General features: G+C 75.1%; 5 protein-coding genes. 2 read left to right on the top strand and 3 right to left on the bottom strand.

Features of this window, described 5'->3' with window-relative positions; genetic code table 11:
- Positions 1–40: 40 nt before the first annotated feature.
- A complete protein-coding gene (locus OG702_RS01905; protein WP_327287087.1) occupies positions 41–9,592 on the bottom strand; it encodes an SDR family NAD(P)-dependent oxidoreductase in 9,552 nt (3,183 codons plus the stop codon).
- Between the two features lie 299 nt (positions 9,593–9,891).
- Here OG702_RS01905 and OG702_RS01910 point away from each other — a divergent pair, with 299 nt between their 5' ends.
- Positions 9,892–10,725 (top strand): class I SAM-dependent methyltransferase, encoded by an 834-nt coding sequence (locus tag OG702_RS01910; RefSeq protein WP_327287088.1) that lies wholly within the window; start codon positions 9,892–9,894, stop codon positions 10,723–10,725.
- Between the two features lie 141 nt (positions 10,726–10,866).
- Here OG702_RS01910 and OG702_RS01915 read toward each other — a convergent pair whose 3' ends face one another.
- A complete protein-coding gene (locus OG702_RS01915) occupies positions 10,867–11,355 on the bottom strand; it encodes a signal peptidase II (RefSeq protein ID WP_327287089.1) in 489 nt (162 codons plus the stop codon).
- Between the two features lie 213 nt (positions 11,356–11,568).
- Here OG702_RS01915 and OG702_RS01920 point away from each other — a divergent pair, with 213 nt between their 5' ends.
- Complete coding sequence (locus OG702_RS01920) at positions 11,569–13,956, top strand: phosphoketolase family protein (protein WP_327287091.1); 2,388 nt, start codon at positions 11,569–11,571, stop codon at positions 13,954–13,956.
- A 10-nt stretch (positions 13,957–13,966) separates the two neighbouring features.
- On the opposite strand, the gene OG702_RS01925 is transcribed toward OG702_RS01920, so the two are convergent.
- Positions 13,967–17,173: an SAV_2336 N-terminal domain-related protein gene (locus OG702_RS01925; protein WP_327287092.1), complete on the bottom strand. Its 3,207-nt coding sequence runs from the start codon at positions 17,171–17,173 to the stop codon at positions 13,967–13,969.

Consider the following 17,173-nt stretch of genomic DNA (forward strand, 5'->3'; position numbering starts at 1 on the left):
GCGTGACGTGGCGGTCTTGAGGTAACTGCGGAGCTTGGCTTCAGTAGTCATTTCCCACCTGGCGCATCAAGGGGTCGCTGTCCAGCGCGTTGAAGAGGTCTTCGTCGGAGGCGGACGCGAAGTCGTGGACGGTGCCGGACGCGGCCGCGGCGGCCGACTGGTCGCCCGACAGGCGGCGTAGGAGCTCTGTGAGCCGGTCGGCCGCGGCCGCCCGCTCGGGTTCGTCCGCGCCGAGGACGGCCAGTGCCGCCTCGATCCGGTCCAGGTCGGCGGTGAGCGTGGCCCCCGGCGGCGCGGCGGAGGCGGCCGGGGCGGCCGCGGCTCCGGCCGCCGGGGCGAGGCGTTCGAGCAGGAAGGCGGTGACCTCCGTGGGGGTGGGGTGGTCGAAGACGAGCGTGGCGGGCAGCCGCAGTTCGGTGGCGGCGGTGATGCGGTTGCGGAATTCCACCGCGGTCAGCGAGTCGAAGCCGGCTTCCTTGAACGACCGCCCGGGGGCGATGTGTTCGGGGTCGCCGTGGCCGAGCACGGCCGCCGCGTGGGCGCGTACGAGGTCGAGCAGCACGCGCTGCGGGTGGTCGGTGCCGGTGCCCGCGGCGAGCCGCTGGGCCAGCGAGAGCGCCGCCTCCCGTGGCGCCGCGGCCGCCCGCCGGACCGGCGGGCGGATCAGAGCGCGCAGCAGTGGGGGGACGGCGGAGTCCTGGGCGCCGAGTGCCGCGTGGTCGAAGCGGGCGGCCACGGTGGCCGCACCACGGTGGGCCAGGGCGTCGTCGAAGAGCCGCAAGGCCTCGTCGGAGGCGAGCGGCAGCTGGCCGCCGCGGGCCATCCGGGCGCTGTCCTGGCCGGTCAGGTGGGCGGTCATCCCGCTGGTCTCGGCCCAGTAGCCCCAGGCGATGCTGGTCGCGGGCAGGCCGGCTGCCTGGCGGTGCTGGGCGAGGGCGTCCAGGAAGGCGTTGCCTGCCGCGTAGTTGGCCTGGCCGGGGCTGCCGAGGACGCCGGCGATCGAGGAGAAGAGGACGAAGGCGGCGAGGTCGAGCCCGGCGGTGAGCCGGTGCAGGTTCCACCCGGCGTCCACCTTCGGGCGCAGCACGCTCGCCAACTGCCCCTGGGTGAGCGAGCCGATCGTCATGTCGTCAAGCGCCCCGGCCGCGTGCACCACGGCGGTCAGCGGGTGCCGGGCGGGGATCGCGTCCAGGACGGCGGCCAACTCCCCCTGGTCGGCGGCGTCGCAGGCGGCGACGGTCACCTCGGCGCCGAGCGCCGCGAGGTCGGCGGTGAGCCGGGCCGCGGCCTCGCCGGCCGCGCCGCGGCGGCTGATCAGCAGCAGGCGGCGTACGCCGTGGGCGGTCGCGAGGTGCCGGGCAAGCAGCAGGCCGAGCGTGCCGGTACCGCCGGTGATCAGCACCGTGCCCTCGGGGTCGAGGTCGCACGGCAGGCGCAGGACGACCTTGCCGGTGTGCCGGGCCGCGCCCAGGTGCCGCAGCGCCCGGCCGGCCCGGCGGACATCCCACGCGCGCAGCGGCAGCGGGTGCAGCGTGCCGCGGTCGAACAGCGCCCCGAGCTCGGCCAGTATCTGCTGGATGCGGTCGGGGCCGGCGTCGAGGATGTCGAACGCCTGGTAGCTGACGCCTGGGTGGGCGGCGGCGACCTCGGCGGCGTCCCTGATGTCCGTCTTGCCGATCTCGACGAACCGCCCGCCGCCGGCCGTCAGTCGCAGCGAGGCGTCGGTGAACTCCCCGGCCAGCGAGTTGAGTACGACGTCCATGCCGCCGGGCACGGCGGCGCGGAAGGCGTCCTCGAAGCCGAGGGTGCGCGAGTCGGCGATGCGGTCGGCTTGGACGCCGAGCGCCCGCAGGGTGGCGTGCTTGGGGCGGCTCGCGGTCGTGTAGACCTCGGCTCCCCAGTGCTGGGCGAGTTGCAGCGCCGCCATGCCGACACCGCCGGCCGCCGCGTGCAGCAGCAGCGAGTCGCCGGGTTTGATCGCGGCGAGGTCGGCCAGGCCGTGCCAGGCGGAGATGAAGACGATGGGCACGGTGGCGGCCTGCGCGAAGCTCCAGCCGGCCGGGACCGGCGCGAGCAGGCGGCGGTCGGTGACGGTGACCGGGCCGACGCCGGCGAAGAACAGGCCCATCACGCGGTCACCGGCCGCCAAGTCCGTGACGCCGGGTCCGGTCTCAAGCACCACTCCGGCGCCTTCCCCGCACATCGCCCGGCCGTCGTCGACCATGCCGAGGGTGACCACGACGTCCCGGAAGTTCAGCCCGGCCGCCCGCAGCGCGACCCGTACCTCCCCTGGTTCCAGCGGCCGTCGCAGCTCGGGGCGCCGGGCCAGGACGACGGCGTCCAGGTCGCCGCGCGCGCCGGGCGCGGGCTCCAGCCGCCAGGGGGCACCCTCCGGCGCCCCGGGCAGGCCGGCGGGCACCCGGGCCAGCCGCGGTGCCAGCAACATCCCGTCGCGCTCGGCCAGTTGCGGCTCGCCGGCGGCGAGTACGGCGGCATGGCGTTCCCAGTGGCCCTCGTCCTGGCCGGGGTCGGGCAGCCGCGGGTCGGCGTCCCACAGGACGATGCGGCCGGGGTGCTCGGTCTGGGCGACCCGGAGCAGGCCCCACAGGGCCGCGGCCGCCAGGTCGGCGGGGTCCTCGCCGTCGCGGGCGGCCACCGCGCCCCGGGTGCTGACGACCAGCCGGCTGCCGGCGAGGCGGTCCTGGCCGAGCCAGTCCTGCACCTGGCGCAGTGCGGTCGCGGTCGCGCGATGGGTGGCGGCCGGCTGGTCCTGGCCGGAGGGCGGGGTACGCAGCACGTAGACGTCCGCGACCGGCGACCCCTCGCCCCACGAACCGTCGAGGACGGCCCAGCGCGGCGCCCGCGCCTGCTGCGGGCCGGTGGCGGCGGGCACCTCGGACCACTCGACGTGCAGCAGCGGTGTTCCCGCCGGGTGGCGGGCGCCGCCGAACTGCTCCTCGCCTGCGACCCTGGTGGCGAGCGCGGCGACGCTCAGCACCGGTGCGCCGTCCGGGTCTGCGGCGTCCAGCGCGAACGTGCCGCCGCCCGCGCCGACCGGGGCGATACGCACCCGCAGCGCGCTCGCGCCGGTGGCGTGCAGCGCCAGCCCGCCCCAGCTGTAGGGCAGGACGATGCCGGGCTCCTCGTGTCCGACGGCGAAGAGCACCAGCGGGTGCAGCGCGGCGTCCAGCAGCGCGGGGTTCACCTCGAAGCCGCCCGCCGCGTCCTGGGCGCCTTCCTCGGGCGCCGCGGGCAGCGCGACGTCCGCGTAGACCTCGTCGCCTTTTCGCCAGGCGGCTCGCAGCCCCTGGAAGCCGGGGCCGTACTCGTACCCCAGCTCGGCGAGCCGCTGGTAGGCGCCGGTGACGTCCAGCGTTTCGGCGCCGGGCGGCGGCCAGGCGCCGTCGAGCGGGTGGCCGGCGGGCGTGGCGGGGGCGAGGGTGCCGTCCGCGTGGCAGGTCCAGTCCGCCGGGTCTGCGGCCCCGCCGGGGGACGCCTGCGGCCTGGCGTGGACGGCGACGGGCCGCCGCCCCTCGGCGTCGGGGGCGCCGACCGTGAGCTGGATCTGCACGGCGTCCTCCGCCGCCAGGGCCAGCGGAGCGTGCAGCGTGAGCTCCTCGACCTGCCCGCATCCGGCGCGGCGCGCCGCGTGCAGGGCGAGGTCGGCGAAGGCGGCGCCGGCCAGCAGCACCGTGCCGCGCACGACGTGGTCGGCCAGCCACTCGTGGGTCGGCAGCGACAGTCGCCCGGTCAGCACCAGCCCGCCGCCGTCCGCCAGGTCGAGGGCCGCCGCGAGCAGCGGGTGGCCGGCCGCTTCCAGGCCGGGTGTGTCGCCCGCCGGGGCGGGGGCGTCGAGCCAGTAGCGCTGCCGCTGGAACGGATAAGTCGGCAGGTCGACATGGCCGGCCGGGGCGCCGGCGAAGACGGCGTCCCAGTCCACCGCGAGGCCGCGGACGTGGGCCTGGCCGAGCGAGGCGAGGAAGCGCCCGCGGCCGCCGTCGCCCCGGCGCAGCGTCCCCCAGGCGTCGGCGCCGATCCCGTCGTCGGGCGCGGTCTCCCGCAGGGTGTCCTGGATGGCGGTCACCAGCACCGGGTGCGGGCTGATCTCCACGAAGGAGCGGTGCCCGTCGGCGTACAGCCGCCGGATGGTGTCGTCGAAGCGGACCGTGTGGCGCAGGTTGCGGAACCAGTAGTCCGCGTCGAGTCCCGCGGTGTCGAAGACGTCGGCGGCGACGGTGGAGTAGAAGGCCGTCGCGGCTTCGCCGGCGGTGACGCCGGCCAGCTCCTGTGCGAGCCGGTCCCGCAGCGTCTCCACGTGGGCGGAGTGCGAGGCGTAGTCGACGTCGATTCTGCGGGCGTCGATCTCCTCGGCCTTGAAGCCGGCCAGGAGTTCCTCCAGCGCCGTCGCGTCGCCGGAGACCACCGTGGCCGCCGGGCCGTTGGTCACCGCGATCCCGAGCCGCCCGTCGTGGACGGCGAGCCGCCGCTCGACCTCGGCGGCGGGCAGCGGTATCGAGGCCATCCCGCCGAGTCCGGACAGCGCCGCCACCGCCTTGCCGCGCAGCGCGCTGACCCGCGCCGCCGCGTCGAGTTCGAGCGCACCCGCCACGCAGGCGGCGGCGATCTCGCCCTGCGAGTGCCCGACGACCGCGTCGGGTTCGACCCCGTGCGCCCGCCACACCTCGGCGAGCGACACCATCACGGCGAACAGCAACGGCTGCACCACGTCCACCCGTTCCACCGGCGGCGCGTCCGGCTCGCCGCGGAGCACCGCGAGCACCGACCAGCCGGTCCAGCGGGCGAGCGCGGCGTCGCACTCGTGCATCCTGCGGGCGAAGTCGGCACTGCTGTCGAGCAGTTCGAGCCCCATGCCGCGCCACTGCGAGCCCTGCCCCGGGAAGACGAAGACGGTACGTCCCGGCGCCCCGGCCCGCCCGGTGACGACGCCGGCCGGCATCCCGCCGTCGCGCAGCCCACCGAGCGCGGCGCGTAACTCCGCTGCGCTCCCGCCGACCACGACGGCGCGGTGCTCGAAGTGGCTGCGGGTGGTGGCCAGTGCGTGGCCGACGTCGGCGGCGGCCGCGCCGCCGTCCAGCAGCGCGCCCACCCGGGCCGCCTGCTCGCGCAGCGCGGCGGGGTCCTTCGCGGACAGCGGCAGCGCGACCGCGGCGGCCGGCACCACGTCGGCGTCCTGAGCGGGTGGTGGCACGGCGGTACGGCCTTCGGGGCCGCCCTCGCCGAGGTCGCCGAGGTCGCCGAAGGCCGGGTCGTCCGGGGCCAGTTCGAGGATGACGTGGGCGTTCGTGCCGCTGATGCCGAAGGACGAGACGGCGGCCCGGCGCGGGCTGCCGGGGGTCTCACCCGCGGGCCAGTGCGCCGGTTCCGTCAGCAGCGAGACCCCACCGGTGGACCAGTCGACGCGGGACGTCGGGGTGTCCGCGTGCAGGGTCTTCGGGAGCAGGCCGTGGCGCAGCGCCATCACGGTCTTGATCACCCCGCCCACGCCCGCTGCGGCCTGCGCGTGGCCGAGGTTGGACTTGAGGGAGCCGAGCCGCAGCGGCCGGTGCGCGGGGCGGCCGGCGCCGTAGACGGCCATCAGGGCGCGGGCCTCGATGGGGTCGCCGAGCGTCGTGCCGGTGCCGTGCGCCTCGACGGCGTCCACGTCGGCCGGTGCCAGGCGGGCGTCGGCGAGCGCCTGCCGGATGACCCGTTCCTGGGCGAGGCCGTTGGGCGCGGTCAGCCCGTTGCTCGCGCCGTCCTGGTTGACCGCGGAGCCGCGCAGGACGGCGAGTACCGTACGGCCGTTGCGGACGGCGTCGGAGAGCCGTTCGAGGACGAGCAGGCCGACGCCCTCCGACCACCCGGTGCCGTCGGCGTCGGCGGAGAAGGCCTTGCACCGGCCGTCGGGCGACAGCCCGTGCTGGCGGCTGAACTCCACGAACATCCCGGGCGTGGCCATCACGGTCGCGCCGCCCGCGAGCGCCAGCGAGCACTCGCCCTGGCGCAGCGACCGCACCGCGAGGTGGGTCGCCACCAGCGAGGACGAGCACGCGGTGTCCACGGTGAGCGCGGGACCGTGCAGGCCGAGGGTGTAGGCGATACGCCCCGAGGCGACGCTCGCGGTGCTGCCGGTGAGCAGGTAGCCGTCGTAGCCGAGAGCGGGCTCGTGCAGCCGCGGACCGTACTCCTGCGACATCGCGCCGACGAAGACGGCCGTGCTGCTGCCGCGCAGCGACCCCGGTACGACGCCGGCCCGCTCCAGCGCCTCCCACGACGTCTCGAGCAGCAGCCGCTGCTGCGGGTCCATCGCGGCGGCCTCACGCGGGCTGATACCGAAGAAGGCCGGGTCGAACCGGTCGGCGTCGTGCAGGAAGCCGCCGGCCCGCGCGGACGACGTGCCGGGCTTGTCGGGATCGGCGTCGAAGAGCGAACCGGGGTCCCAGCCGCGGTTCCCGGGGAAGTCGCTGATCGCGTCGCCGCCGGACCTCACCAGTTCCCACAGGTCCTCGGGCCCGGTGACGCCGCCGGGGTAGCGGCAGGCCATCCCGACGATGGCGATCGGCTCGGCCGGGTCTGCGGCCGCCGCGGCCGTGCCGCCGTCGGCGGTGTCGGCCACCTCGCCGCGCAGGCCGCCGAGGTGGCGGGCGAGCAGCGCGGCGCTGGGGTGGTTGAAGATCTGCTCGGGCGGCAGGTCGACGCCGGTGAGGGTGCCGAGCCGGTCGGCGAGTTCGACGGCGCCGAGCGAGTCGAGGCCGAGTTCGCTGAAGGCACGGTCCACGTCGACGACGTCGGTGGTGACATGGCCGAGGACGAGCGCCAGGTTGGTGCGCACCAGCTCCAGCGCGTCCGCTGCCGCCTCGGGCACCTGCGGCGCCTCGGCGGCCGGGGGCGCGGGAACGGTGGCGGAAAGCGCGGTGACCGGCTCGGCTGCTGCGCCCAGCCAGTGCCGGGTGCGCTGGAAGGCGTAGGTGGGCAGCGGCACCCGGCGCGCACCGGCGCCGTACAGCACGCCGAGGTCCACCGGCACGCCGCGGACATGGGCCCGCGCCAGCGCCGTGACGAGGACGCCCGCTTCGGGCCGGTCGCCGCGCAGCGTGGGCAGCATCGCGGCCGCCGGATCGCGCAGGCAGCCGCGGGCCAGGCCCGACAGAGCGCCGTCCGGGCCGAGTTCGAGGAAGGTCGTGGCGCCGAGCGCGTGCAGCGCGCCGACCGCGTCGGCGAACCGCACGGTGCCGCGGGCGTGTTCGACCCAGTAGGCGGGGCTGGCGAACCGCTCCGGGTCGGCCAGGGCGCCGGTCAGGGTGGAGACCACCGGCAGCGCCGGCGGTCGCAGGTCCAGGCCCGCCACGACCTCACCGAAGGCGTCCAGCATCGGATCCATGAGCGGCGAGTGGAAGGCGTGGCTGACCCGGAGCCGCTTGGTCTTCCGGCCCCGGCCGGCCAGTTCGGCGGCCACCGCGAGCACCGCGGCCTCGTCGCCCGCGACGACCACCGACGCAGGTCCGTTGAGCGCCGCGATGCCGGCCCGGCCCGCGTGCGCCGCCAGCAGGGCGGTGACCTCGTCGGGCGCCGCCTGGACCGCGACCATCGCCCCGCCGCCGGGCAGTTCCTGCATCAGCCGCCCGCGGGCGGCGACCAGGGTGACGGCGTCCGGCAGCGACAGCGTCCCCGCGACATGGGCGGCGGCCACCTCGCCGATGGAGTGCCCGGCGAGCAGGTCGGGGGTGACACCCAGGTGGTCGAGCAGCCGGTGCAGCGCCACTTCGAGCGCGAAGAGCGCCGGCTGGGTGTACGCGGTCCGGTCGATCGGCCCGTCGGGCCCTGATCCGGCCGGTGCCAGGACGAGTTCGCGCAGCGAGAGGTCGAGGTGCCGGTCGAACTGCGCGCAGACGGCGTCGAATGCGCGCGCGTAGACCGGGAACGCGGCGTGCAGTCCGCGCCCCATGCCGGCCCGCTGTCCGCCCTGCCCGCCGAAGAGGAACGCCGTCCGGTGCGGCCCCTCGTCGGCCGTGCCCCGCACGAGCGCGGGGTCGTCGCCGCCGTGCGCCAGCGCGTCGAGCGCGCGGAGGTGGCCGTCGCGGTCCCCGGCGACGATCACCGCGCGCTCGGCGAACGCGGTCCTGGCCACGGCGAGCGACAGGCCGAGGTCGGCGACGGAGAGCTCGGGGTACGCGAGGACGTGCTCGCGCAGCTGCCCGGCCTGCCCGCGCAGGGCATCGGCGTCCCGTCCCGACACGGGCCAGGGCAGCACGGGTGCGGCGGCGGGCAGCGCGGTGGGCACGGCCTGGACGGCCGCGGGCCGGGGGGCGTCGGTCAGCACCAGGTGGCAGTTCGTGCCGCCCATCCCGAAGGAGCTGACGCCGGCCAGCAGCGGGCGATGGGGGTGCGGCCAGGGTCCTGCGGCGGTCGCGACCCGCACGGTGCGCGGGACGGCGGGGTTGGGGGCGGTGAGGTTGAGGCTGGCCGGGATGCGCCGGTGCCTGATGCTCAGCGCCGCCTTGAGGAGCCCGACGATGCCGGCCGCACCCTCCAGGTGCCCGACGTTCGTCTTCGCGGATCCGACCAGCAGCGGGTCGTCCCCGCCGGTGCGGCCCTCGCCGAAGACGGCGCCGAGCGCGGCCGCCTCGACCGGGTCGCCGACCTTCGTCCCGGTGCCGTGCAGTTCGACGTACTGGGTGGCGGCCGGATCGGTGCCGGCCATCGCATGGGCTCCGCGCAGCACCTCCTCCTGGGCGGGCGCGCTCGGCACGGTCAGACCTGCCGCGGCCCCGGCGTTGTTCACAGCGGTGCCGCGGATCACGCAGTAGATGTCGTCGCCGTCCTCCAGAGCCTTCCGCAGCGGCTTGAGCACGACCACCCCGCCGCCCTCGCCCCGGACGTATCCGTTGGCCTGCGCGTCGAAAACCCGACATCGGCCGTCGGGCGACAGCGCGCCGAAGCGGTGGGCGCTCACCGCGCTGTCCGGTACGAGGTTGAGGTGGACGCCGCCGGCCAGCGCCAGCGCGCTGCGGCCGGAGCGCAGGCTCTCCACCGCCAGGTGGACGGCGACCAGCGACGAGGACTGACCGGAGTCGACGGTCAGACTCGGGCCCCGCAGGCCGAGGACGTACGAGAGCCGGTTGGCCATCAGCCCGCGCTCCAGGCCCGCGAGGGTGTGCCGGGTGATCGCCCGGTGGCCGCCGCGCCGGGCGATGGTGGCGTAGTCGTCGGCCATCGCGCCGAAGAAGACACCGGTGGCGCTGCCGCGCAGGTCTGCCGGGCGGATACCGGCGTCCTCCAGCGATTCCCAGCCCAGTTCGAGCATCAGCCGCTGCTGCGGGTCCATGGCGGTGGCTTCCCGGGGCGAGAGCCGGAAGAAGGCCGGGTCGAAGAGGTCCACCCCGTCGATGAAGCCGCCGGTGCGGACGGCTGCGGGCAGGTCGCCGTCATCGCCGTCCGCCGCCGCGTCCGCGAGGTCCCAGCGCCCGGCCGGGACCTCGCCGATGGCGCTGCGGCCTTCCGTCAGCAGGTGCCAGAACGCCGCCGGGTCCGGGGCCTGCGGAAGCCTGCACCCCAGCCCGATGACCGCGACCGCGTCGTCGTGCTCCTGCATCCGGATGCCCTCCCTGACGGTCGGCGGTCGGGGCGCGGCGACGGCAGGCGGCAACCACCACCCCCGTCAGTACGCCCGCGGACCTAAAGTCCCGGCTCAGACGCTACGTCCGGCCCGATCCGGCGGCATCGCGCAGATTGCTGGCTTGAGCGGGGCTCTCCCGCACCCCCGCCCGCTGAACGGCCGCGGGACGCCGCCCGGTGTCACCCGACCGCCCCGTGACGCGCGCCGGCGCCGGTCGTTGAGGTGTCGATACGAGACAACGCGGGCCGGCCGGCCGCGCCCGCGGAGGGAGTCGTGTGCACAGCATCGTCAACACCGAGCAGGCGGCCGCCTGGAACGGTGACGAAGGCGTCCACTGGGCGGACCACCAGCAGGACTACGACGCCGTGAACAGCGGTTTCAACGAGGCGCTGTTCGCGGCGGCCCGGGTCGCCGACGAGGACCGGGTGCTCGACATCGGCTGCGGCAACGGCCAGGTCACCCGGCTCGCCGCCCGCCGCGCCCCGTGGGGCCGTGCGCTCGGCATCGACCTGTCGGCGCCGATACTCCAGCGCGCCAGGGCGACGGCGGTGGTCGAGGACGTCACGAACGCGGAGTTCGCCCAGGGCGACGCGCAGGTCCACCCGTTTCCGGACGCCGGTTTCGACGTCGCCGTCAGCCGCTTCGGCGTGATGTTCTTCGCCGACCCGGTCGCGGCCTTCTCCAACGTCCACCGCGCGCTGCGGCCCGGCGGGCGGCTGGTCTTCCTGTGCCTGCAGGCCATGGAGCGCAACGGGATCGGCGCGGTCCTCGGCCAGGTCGCCCGCCGCTACGCGCCCCCGGACGCACCGGCCGCCGACCTGGCCGGGGCCTTCTCGCTCGCCGAGCGGGACACGGTCGCCGCGCTGCTGGACCGGGCGGGCTTCCACGACGTCGCCGCCACCGGCGTCGAGGCGCCCCAGGTGTGGGGCCGCGACGCGGCCGCGGCGGCCCGCTTCCTGTCCGGCTGGGGCCCGGTCCGCGCGCTCTGCGCGGCCGAGCCGTCACCCGATGCGGTGCGCAAGGTCATCCAGGAGGCTCTTGCCGGGCATGAGACCCCCGAGGGTGTCCGCCTCACCGGAGCGGCCTGGCTGGTGACGGCGACGGCGTAGCCCGGCCCCGGTGCACGGGCCGCCGGCGCCGCACGCCGTCCGGCGGGGCGCGGGGCGGGAGTTCGGCGGGGTCCGGGCGGAGGTCAGCCGGTTCCGTGCGCGAGGGTCCGGGCCGAAGGTCAGCCAGCCCGGACCGGGAGGTCAGCCCGCGGCGGCCCGGTCGGCGGTCTTCACCTCGGCCGGGCCGAGCGGCACGCCCCGGAGCAGCTGGACCATCACCGTGACGACGCCGGCCATGACGCACTGGTCGCTGAGGTTGAAGATGCCGCCGTGGCCGACCTGGATGAAGTCCAGCACCGCTCCCCGCCCGAAACCGGGCGTGCGGAAGATGCGGTCGGTGAGGTTGCCGCCGGCGCCGGCGAAGATCAGGCCGAGGCCGACCGCCCAGCCCCGGCTGCGTACCGTCGGCGCCGTGCGGATGATGAAGGCGAGCACGCCGATCGCCAGCACGGTGAATACCAGGGTCGCGCGCGGCGCGAAGGATCCGGCGGCGCCGGAGTTGCGGTAGGCGGTGAAGGTGAGGTGGCCGCCGAGCGTGTGGTGCGGCGGGTGGCCCTCGACCACCACGGCCGCGACCGCCTTCGTCACCTGGTCGAGCGCGAGCCCCGCCGCCGCCGTGATCCACAGCATGCGCTGTGGCACTCCCCTGCCCGGCATCGGCAGCCTCCCGCGTTCGCATGACCGTACGGCGGCGTGACCGCCGTCCCCCGTCGAGCGTACGCCCGGCCGGGGAGGTCCCCCGCGGGGCCGGAATCCGGCAGGTATGCCCGAACGGCCCCGCTGCCCGGAGGCGGCGGGCGGGAAGGCTGGTCCGGACGACACCGTCCCCGCCTGGAGGTCCCGATGCCCGACGCGCCCACCACCCGCCCGCCCGCGGCCCTGTCCGAGGACGAGCTGAGGGCGCTCGACGCCCACTGGCGGGCCTCGAACTACCTCGCGGTCGGGCAGATCTACCTGATGGCCAACCCGCTGCTGACCGAGCCGCTGCGTCCTGAGCACATCAAGCCGCGGCTGCTCGGCCACTGGGGCACCTCCCCTGGGCTGAACCTGGTCCACACCCACCTCAACCGGGTGATCAGCGCCCGTGACCTGGACGCGATCTGCGTCTGGGGCCCCGGCCACGGCGGCCCGGCGGTCCTGGCGAACTCCTGGATCGAGGGCAGCTACACCGAGACCTACCCGGAGATCAGCCGGGACGCGGAAGGTATGGGCCGGCTGTTCCGGCAGTTCTCCTTCCCCGGCGGGGTGCCCTCGCACGTGGCGCCGGAGACGCCCGGCTCGATCCACGAAGGCGGCGAGCTGGGCTACTCCCTCTCGCACGCCTACGGCGCCGCGCTGGACAACCCGGGCCTGGTGGTCGCCTGCGTGATCGGCGACGGCGAGGCGGAGACCGGGCCGCTGGCCGCCTCGTGGCACTCCAACAAGTTCCTCGACCCGGTGCACGACGGGGCCGTGCTGCCGATCCTGCACCTGAACGGCTACAAGATCGCCAACCCCACCGTGCTGGCCCGCCTCCCCCGCGAGGAGCTGGACGAGCTGCTGCGCGGCTACGGCCACGACCCGATCCACGTCACCGGCGACGACCCCCTGGCCGTGCACCAGGAGATGGCCGCCGCCATGGACACCGCCCTGGACCGTGTCGCCGCCTTCCAGGAGGCGGCCAGGGAGCGTGGCGCCACCGAGCGGCCGCGCTGGCCGATGATCGTGCTGCGCACCCCCAAGGGCTGGACCGGCCCCGCCGAGGTCGACGGGCTGCCGGTCGCCGGTACCTGGCGTGCCCACCAGGTGCCGCTCGGCGGGGTGCGCACCAACCCCGACCACCTGCGCCAGCTGGAGGAGTGGCTGCGCTCCTACCGGCCCACCGAACTCTTCGACGCCGACGGCCACCCCCGCCCCCAGGTGCTCGAGTGCGTCCCGGAGGGCACCCGGCGGCTGGGCGCGAACCCGCACACCAACGGCGGGCTGCTGCTGCGCGACCTCCCGCTGCCGCCGCTCGACGAATTCGCCGTGCCGGTCGACACCCCGGGCACCACCCTGCACGAGCCGACCCGGGTCCTGGGCTCCCTGCTGGAGCGGATCATGGCCGACACCGCCGGCAGCAGGAACTTCCGGATCGTCGGCCCGGACGAGACCGCGTCCAACCGGCTGCAGGACGTCTACGGGGCCACCGGTAAGGCCTGGCAGGCCGATGTCCTCGACGTGGACGAGCACCTGGACCGGCACGGGCGGGTCATGGAGATCCTGTCCGAGCACACCTGCCAGGGCTGGCTCGAGGGCTACCTCCTCACCGGGCGGCACGGCCTGTTCTCCAGCTACGAGGCCTTCGTCCACATCGTCGACTCGATGGTCAACCAGCACATCAAATGGCTGCGCACCACCCGCGAACTCCGCTGGCGCCGCCCGCTGGCCTCGCTGAACTACCTGCTCACCTCGCACGTCTGGCGCCAGGACCACAACGGCTTCTCCCACCAGGACCCCGGCTTCATCGACCACGTGCTGAACAAGGCTCCCGAGGTCGTCCGCGTCTACCTGCCGCCGGACACCAACACCCTGCTCTCGGTGGCCGACCACGTCCTGGCCTCCCGGGGCTACGTCAACGTCGTCGTCGCCGGGAAGCAGCCCAGCTTCGACTGGCTGTCCATGGACGCCGCCCGCGCGCATGCGGCCCGCGGCGCCGGGCTGTGGGAATGGGCGGGCACCGAGGACGTACGACGCGGTCCTGACGTCGTCCTCGCCTGCGCCGGCGACGTGCCGACCCTTGAAGTGCTCGCAGCGGCGCAGCTGTTGCGCCACCACCTGCCCCAACTCGGCGTCCGGGTGGTCAACATCGTCGACCTCGCCCGCCTCATGCCGCACGAGGAGCACCCGCACGGTATGACCGACGCGGAATACGACGCCCTGTTCACCCCCGACAAACCGGTCATCCTCGCCTATCACGGCTACCCCTGGCTCATCCACCGCCTCGCCTACCGCCGCACCGGCCACGCCAACCTCCATGTGCGCGGCTACAAGGAGATCGGCACCACGACGACACCCTTCGACATGGTGCTGCGCAACGACCTGGACCGCTACCGCCTGGTGATGGACGTCATCGACCGCGTCCCCGGCCTCCCCGTGACCGCTGCCGCGGTACGCCAGCGCATGGAGGAGGTACGTCTCCGCCACCACGCCTGGATCCGCGAGCACGGCACCGACCTGCCGGAGGTCGCCGACTGGACCTGGCAGAACTGACCACGGGCGGTCAGGCGGGTGGCGGGGCGGCGTCCCAGGAGCCGGTCCTGAAGAACGCGGGGGCCTGATCCGTCTGCCCCGAGCGGCGCAATTCCGCGAAGCGGTCCGCGAGCGTGCCGAACAGTCCCTCGGGATCGATCGGCGCTCGCGGGTCGATCGTGCGGAAAGCCCTCATCACTTCGATGCTGAACAGGCCGCCCACCCCGGGAATGTCCTGCGCGTTGTCCTCGGGCCCGCTGGCCAGATACACCGCCTGGGCGGTACCGCCGACCGTCCGCGGGCGGGTCCACCCCGTGTATTCCTGGTTCGCCATGCCGTCCAGGAGGGCGGCCGGCGATCCCCCACAGGAGTCGACGAACCACAGCTGACGTCCGAATCCGATGTGTTCCCGCCGGAAAGCCGCCAGTGTCCGGCCGAGCTCCAGGCTCGCCGCCTCGGGCTCGCCGTCGGCGAGCAGCAGGCGCGACTCGCCGGTGCTGTCCCGGAAACCGTGGCCGCTCCAGAACACCAGCAGCAAGTCGTCGTCCCGGCGCTCGGACACCTCGCCGAACAACACTGCCTCGACCTCTGCCAGCGTGGCGTCCCTCGTCGGCACACCCGCTCGCTCCACCTTCGCGCGGTTCACCTCCGACGGAGAGATCAGCGCCGAGATGTGCGAGGCCGGCACCCCGCACTTCCGCAGCCACTCGATGGCGTTGCACGCGTCATGCGCGGGACCGTCCAGTCCGGGGGTTCCGGCGGCGTAGGTCTCGACGCCCACCACCACCGCGTAGGTCCTCGCGACCGGGAACCCGAAGAGTTCGCGGACCTCCGCATCGCGAAAGGAACTGCGCTCCTCGTCCAGCGCGGGGTCGTTCCAGAGGAGCGCGAGGTCCGGCTGACCTTCCTCGGCCAGGAGGTCGTTGCGCAGATCCAGCAGGGCATCGGGCAGTGCTTTGGGCCGGGACAGCAACTCGCGCACCAGGTCGCGGAAAGCCTCGCGATCCCCTCGGCGCTCGTTCCAGATCACCGCGCGGACGCCGGCGGATACCGCCGTCCGCAGCTGGCCGAGACGGCGGGCGCTGCCACGGTCGACGGGAGGACCGTCGAGAACGACGCACAGCACCGCGGGGTTGTCGCGCAACCCCGCGGCCAGCGTCCACTCGTCCTCGTCGCCGGCCCAGTACACGTCGTCCTCGCGAACGCGACCCCGCGCGCGGACCATCAGTTCCCAGCGGTGGTGGCCGCCGAGCCGCCTGGCCGGCAGTCCGCCGGAGTCCGGGGACCACCGCACCACCACGGGGTGCTCAGCGTCGAGGGGACGGCTGTGCGTCGGGTCACCCGGATAGCGCTCCCAGTGATACACGGGGACAGCCGGGTCCGTATGCGACAGGTCGACCACGACCATCAGCCGTGCGACGGTCCCGGGGCTGCCTTCCGCCCTTGCCACACTCTCCATCACCAGTGATCGGACGTCCTGTGATTGGCGACCGGCGATCTCCGCCAGCAGAAGCCGGCCGAGGATCGTCGCCTCCACGTCGAATTCGCGCACGTCCGCCCCTCTGGGCTGCACTCTGATCAGCAACGGCTCCCAGCCCCACTCCCATTCCTCACCCGCCGCACCCGCCACCGCCAGTTCCCGCTCCCGGGGCGACCCCTCTCCGCCCTCCTGGATCGCTCCGTCCCCCAGCAGCCTCAGCGTGGCTTCGCTCGCAGCGGCGAAAGGCAGCAGGTCGTCCGGGATCGTCTCGTCGCCGAGCGGGTCGGCGACCGCGTAGCGGAAGCCGCGCTGCGACGTCTCCTGCTGGAGGAAGCGGCTCAGGGCGAAGTGGACCTGCCACAGGTCGTCCGAGGCGAGGGCCTTGCCCAGCTCGTGCTGGACGCCGGTGCGGAAGCACAGCCGCAGGTCGTGGCTGTCCGAGCCGGGGGCGTGGGCGAAGAGGCCGCCGACGACGAGTTCGGCCAGGTCGGCCACTTCTGAACGCGGTTCGAGTGCGGCCTGGACGGTCCGCAGCACCGGGAGGGACAGGGTGGGGAAAGGGCTGCACAGCACGGCGAGGCGCTGGGCGGCCGGCGACGAGACCCGGCGGAAGGTGTCGATCAGCCGCTCGACGCTCGGCAGCGGCTCGTCGGCCTGATCGGCGTCGGGGAAGAGGTCGCCGTCCGGTTCCGGCAGCAGGCCGCCGGGCGGGATCAGGACGCCCTCGCAGCCGTCGAGGCCGGTGGCCATCAGGGTGCCTGCCCAGGCGCCGACCGAGTCCGCCGAGATGCCGACCACGGGACAGGGCATCCATCCACCGGCCGCGTCCGGCGGATCCATGGCGGCGAGCACCCGCAGAGCGGCGGGAACGGTGTAGCCGAAGTCGTTCGTGCGGGCGCCGCGGCCCGCCGCCGCCAGCGGGACCACGTAGCCGTCCAGGCCGGTGTGCGGCCACATGCGGCGTGGCAGCGGGTTGAGCAGGACGGTCGCGGTGGACCGGCCCCAGGTGCGCAGCGCCTGCCACACCTCGGGGCGGCGCCACCCGGGAGCGACGCAGTCCGAGACGACGGCGACAAGGCGGCGGCCGGCCGCGTCGCACAGCCGGTCGGCTCGTACGGGGCCGCCGTCGGGGCCGCGTACGGGGTGGCCGTCCGGTGCCGCCGGGTCGAGGGACCACCGCCTGACGGTACTGAAGGCGCCCAACTGCTCCATGACGGACTGGAGTTCGCCGACCACGTCCTGCCACACCTGCATCGACGCCGAGCCGTCCACCACCAGGTCCAGGTGGAACCAGCGTTCGGGCAGCGGGGAGAGCACCGGGGTCAGCGTGCGGGCCTCGACGGTGGCGCGGACGGTTGCCTCGGCGTCGAGGGCGACCTCCCGGCCGCGCGGAAAGGCGAGTTTGAGGGGTCGCAGCGCGCGGGCGACGGCCTGCCGGTCCGGCAGGGCGACACCGCGGCCCGCGTGGCGGATCACCGCGGGCCTGCCGCCGACGCCGCCCGCCGAGTCGAAGGCGTCCATCCCTTCGGCGGGCGGCGGCGGTTGCCCGCCGAGCTCGTCGGGACCGGCCGGGCCGACAGGGTCCCGGGCCGTACTGTCGTCGCCCCTGGGGGCGGGCTCACCGCCGGAGGAGCCGTCCCCGCCGCCGCCGTCCGCTGAGCCGGCCATCGCACCGGCCAGCCACAGGGCGTCGGCGAGCGCCACCGGGTCGGCGTCGCAGCCGGCCGCCCGCAGGGCGCGGATGAGGTCGTCGAGCAC

Origin of the sequence: Streptomyces sp. NBC_01198 (assembly GCF_036010485.1) — a bacterium.
In the GTDB taxonomy this organism is placed as follows: Bacteria; Actinomycetota; Actinomycetes; order Streptomycetales; family Streptomycetaceae; genus Actinacidiphila.

Excerpts from the sequence above, each read along its gene's own strand:
- OG702_RS01905 (WP_327287087.1), bottom strand. The coding sequence starts at position 9,592 with ATGCAGGAGCACGACGACGCGGTCGCGGTCATCGGGCTGGGGTGCAGG.
- OG702_RS01920 (WP_327287091.1), top strand. The coding sequence starts at position 11,569 with ATGCCCGACGCGCCCACCACCCGCCCGCCCGCGGCCCTGTCCGAGGAC.
- OG702_RS01915 (WP_327287089.1), bottom strand. The coding sequence starts at position 11,355 with ATGCTGTGGATCACGGCGGCGGCGGGGCTCGCGCTCGACCAGGTGACG.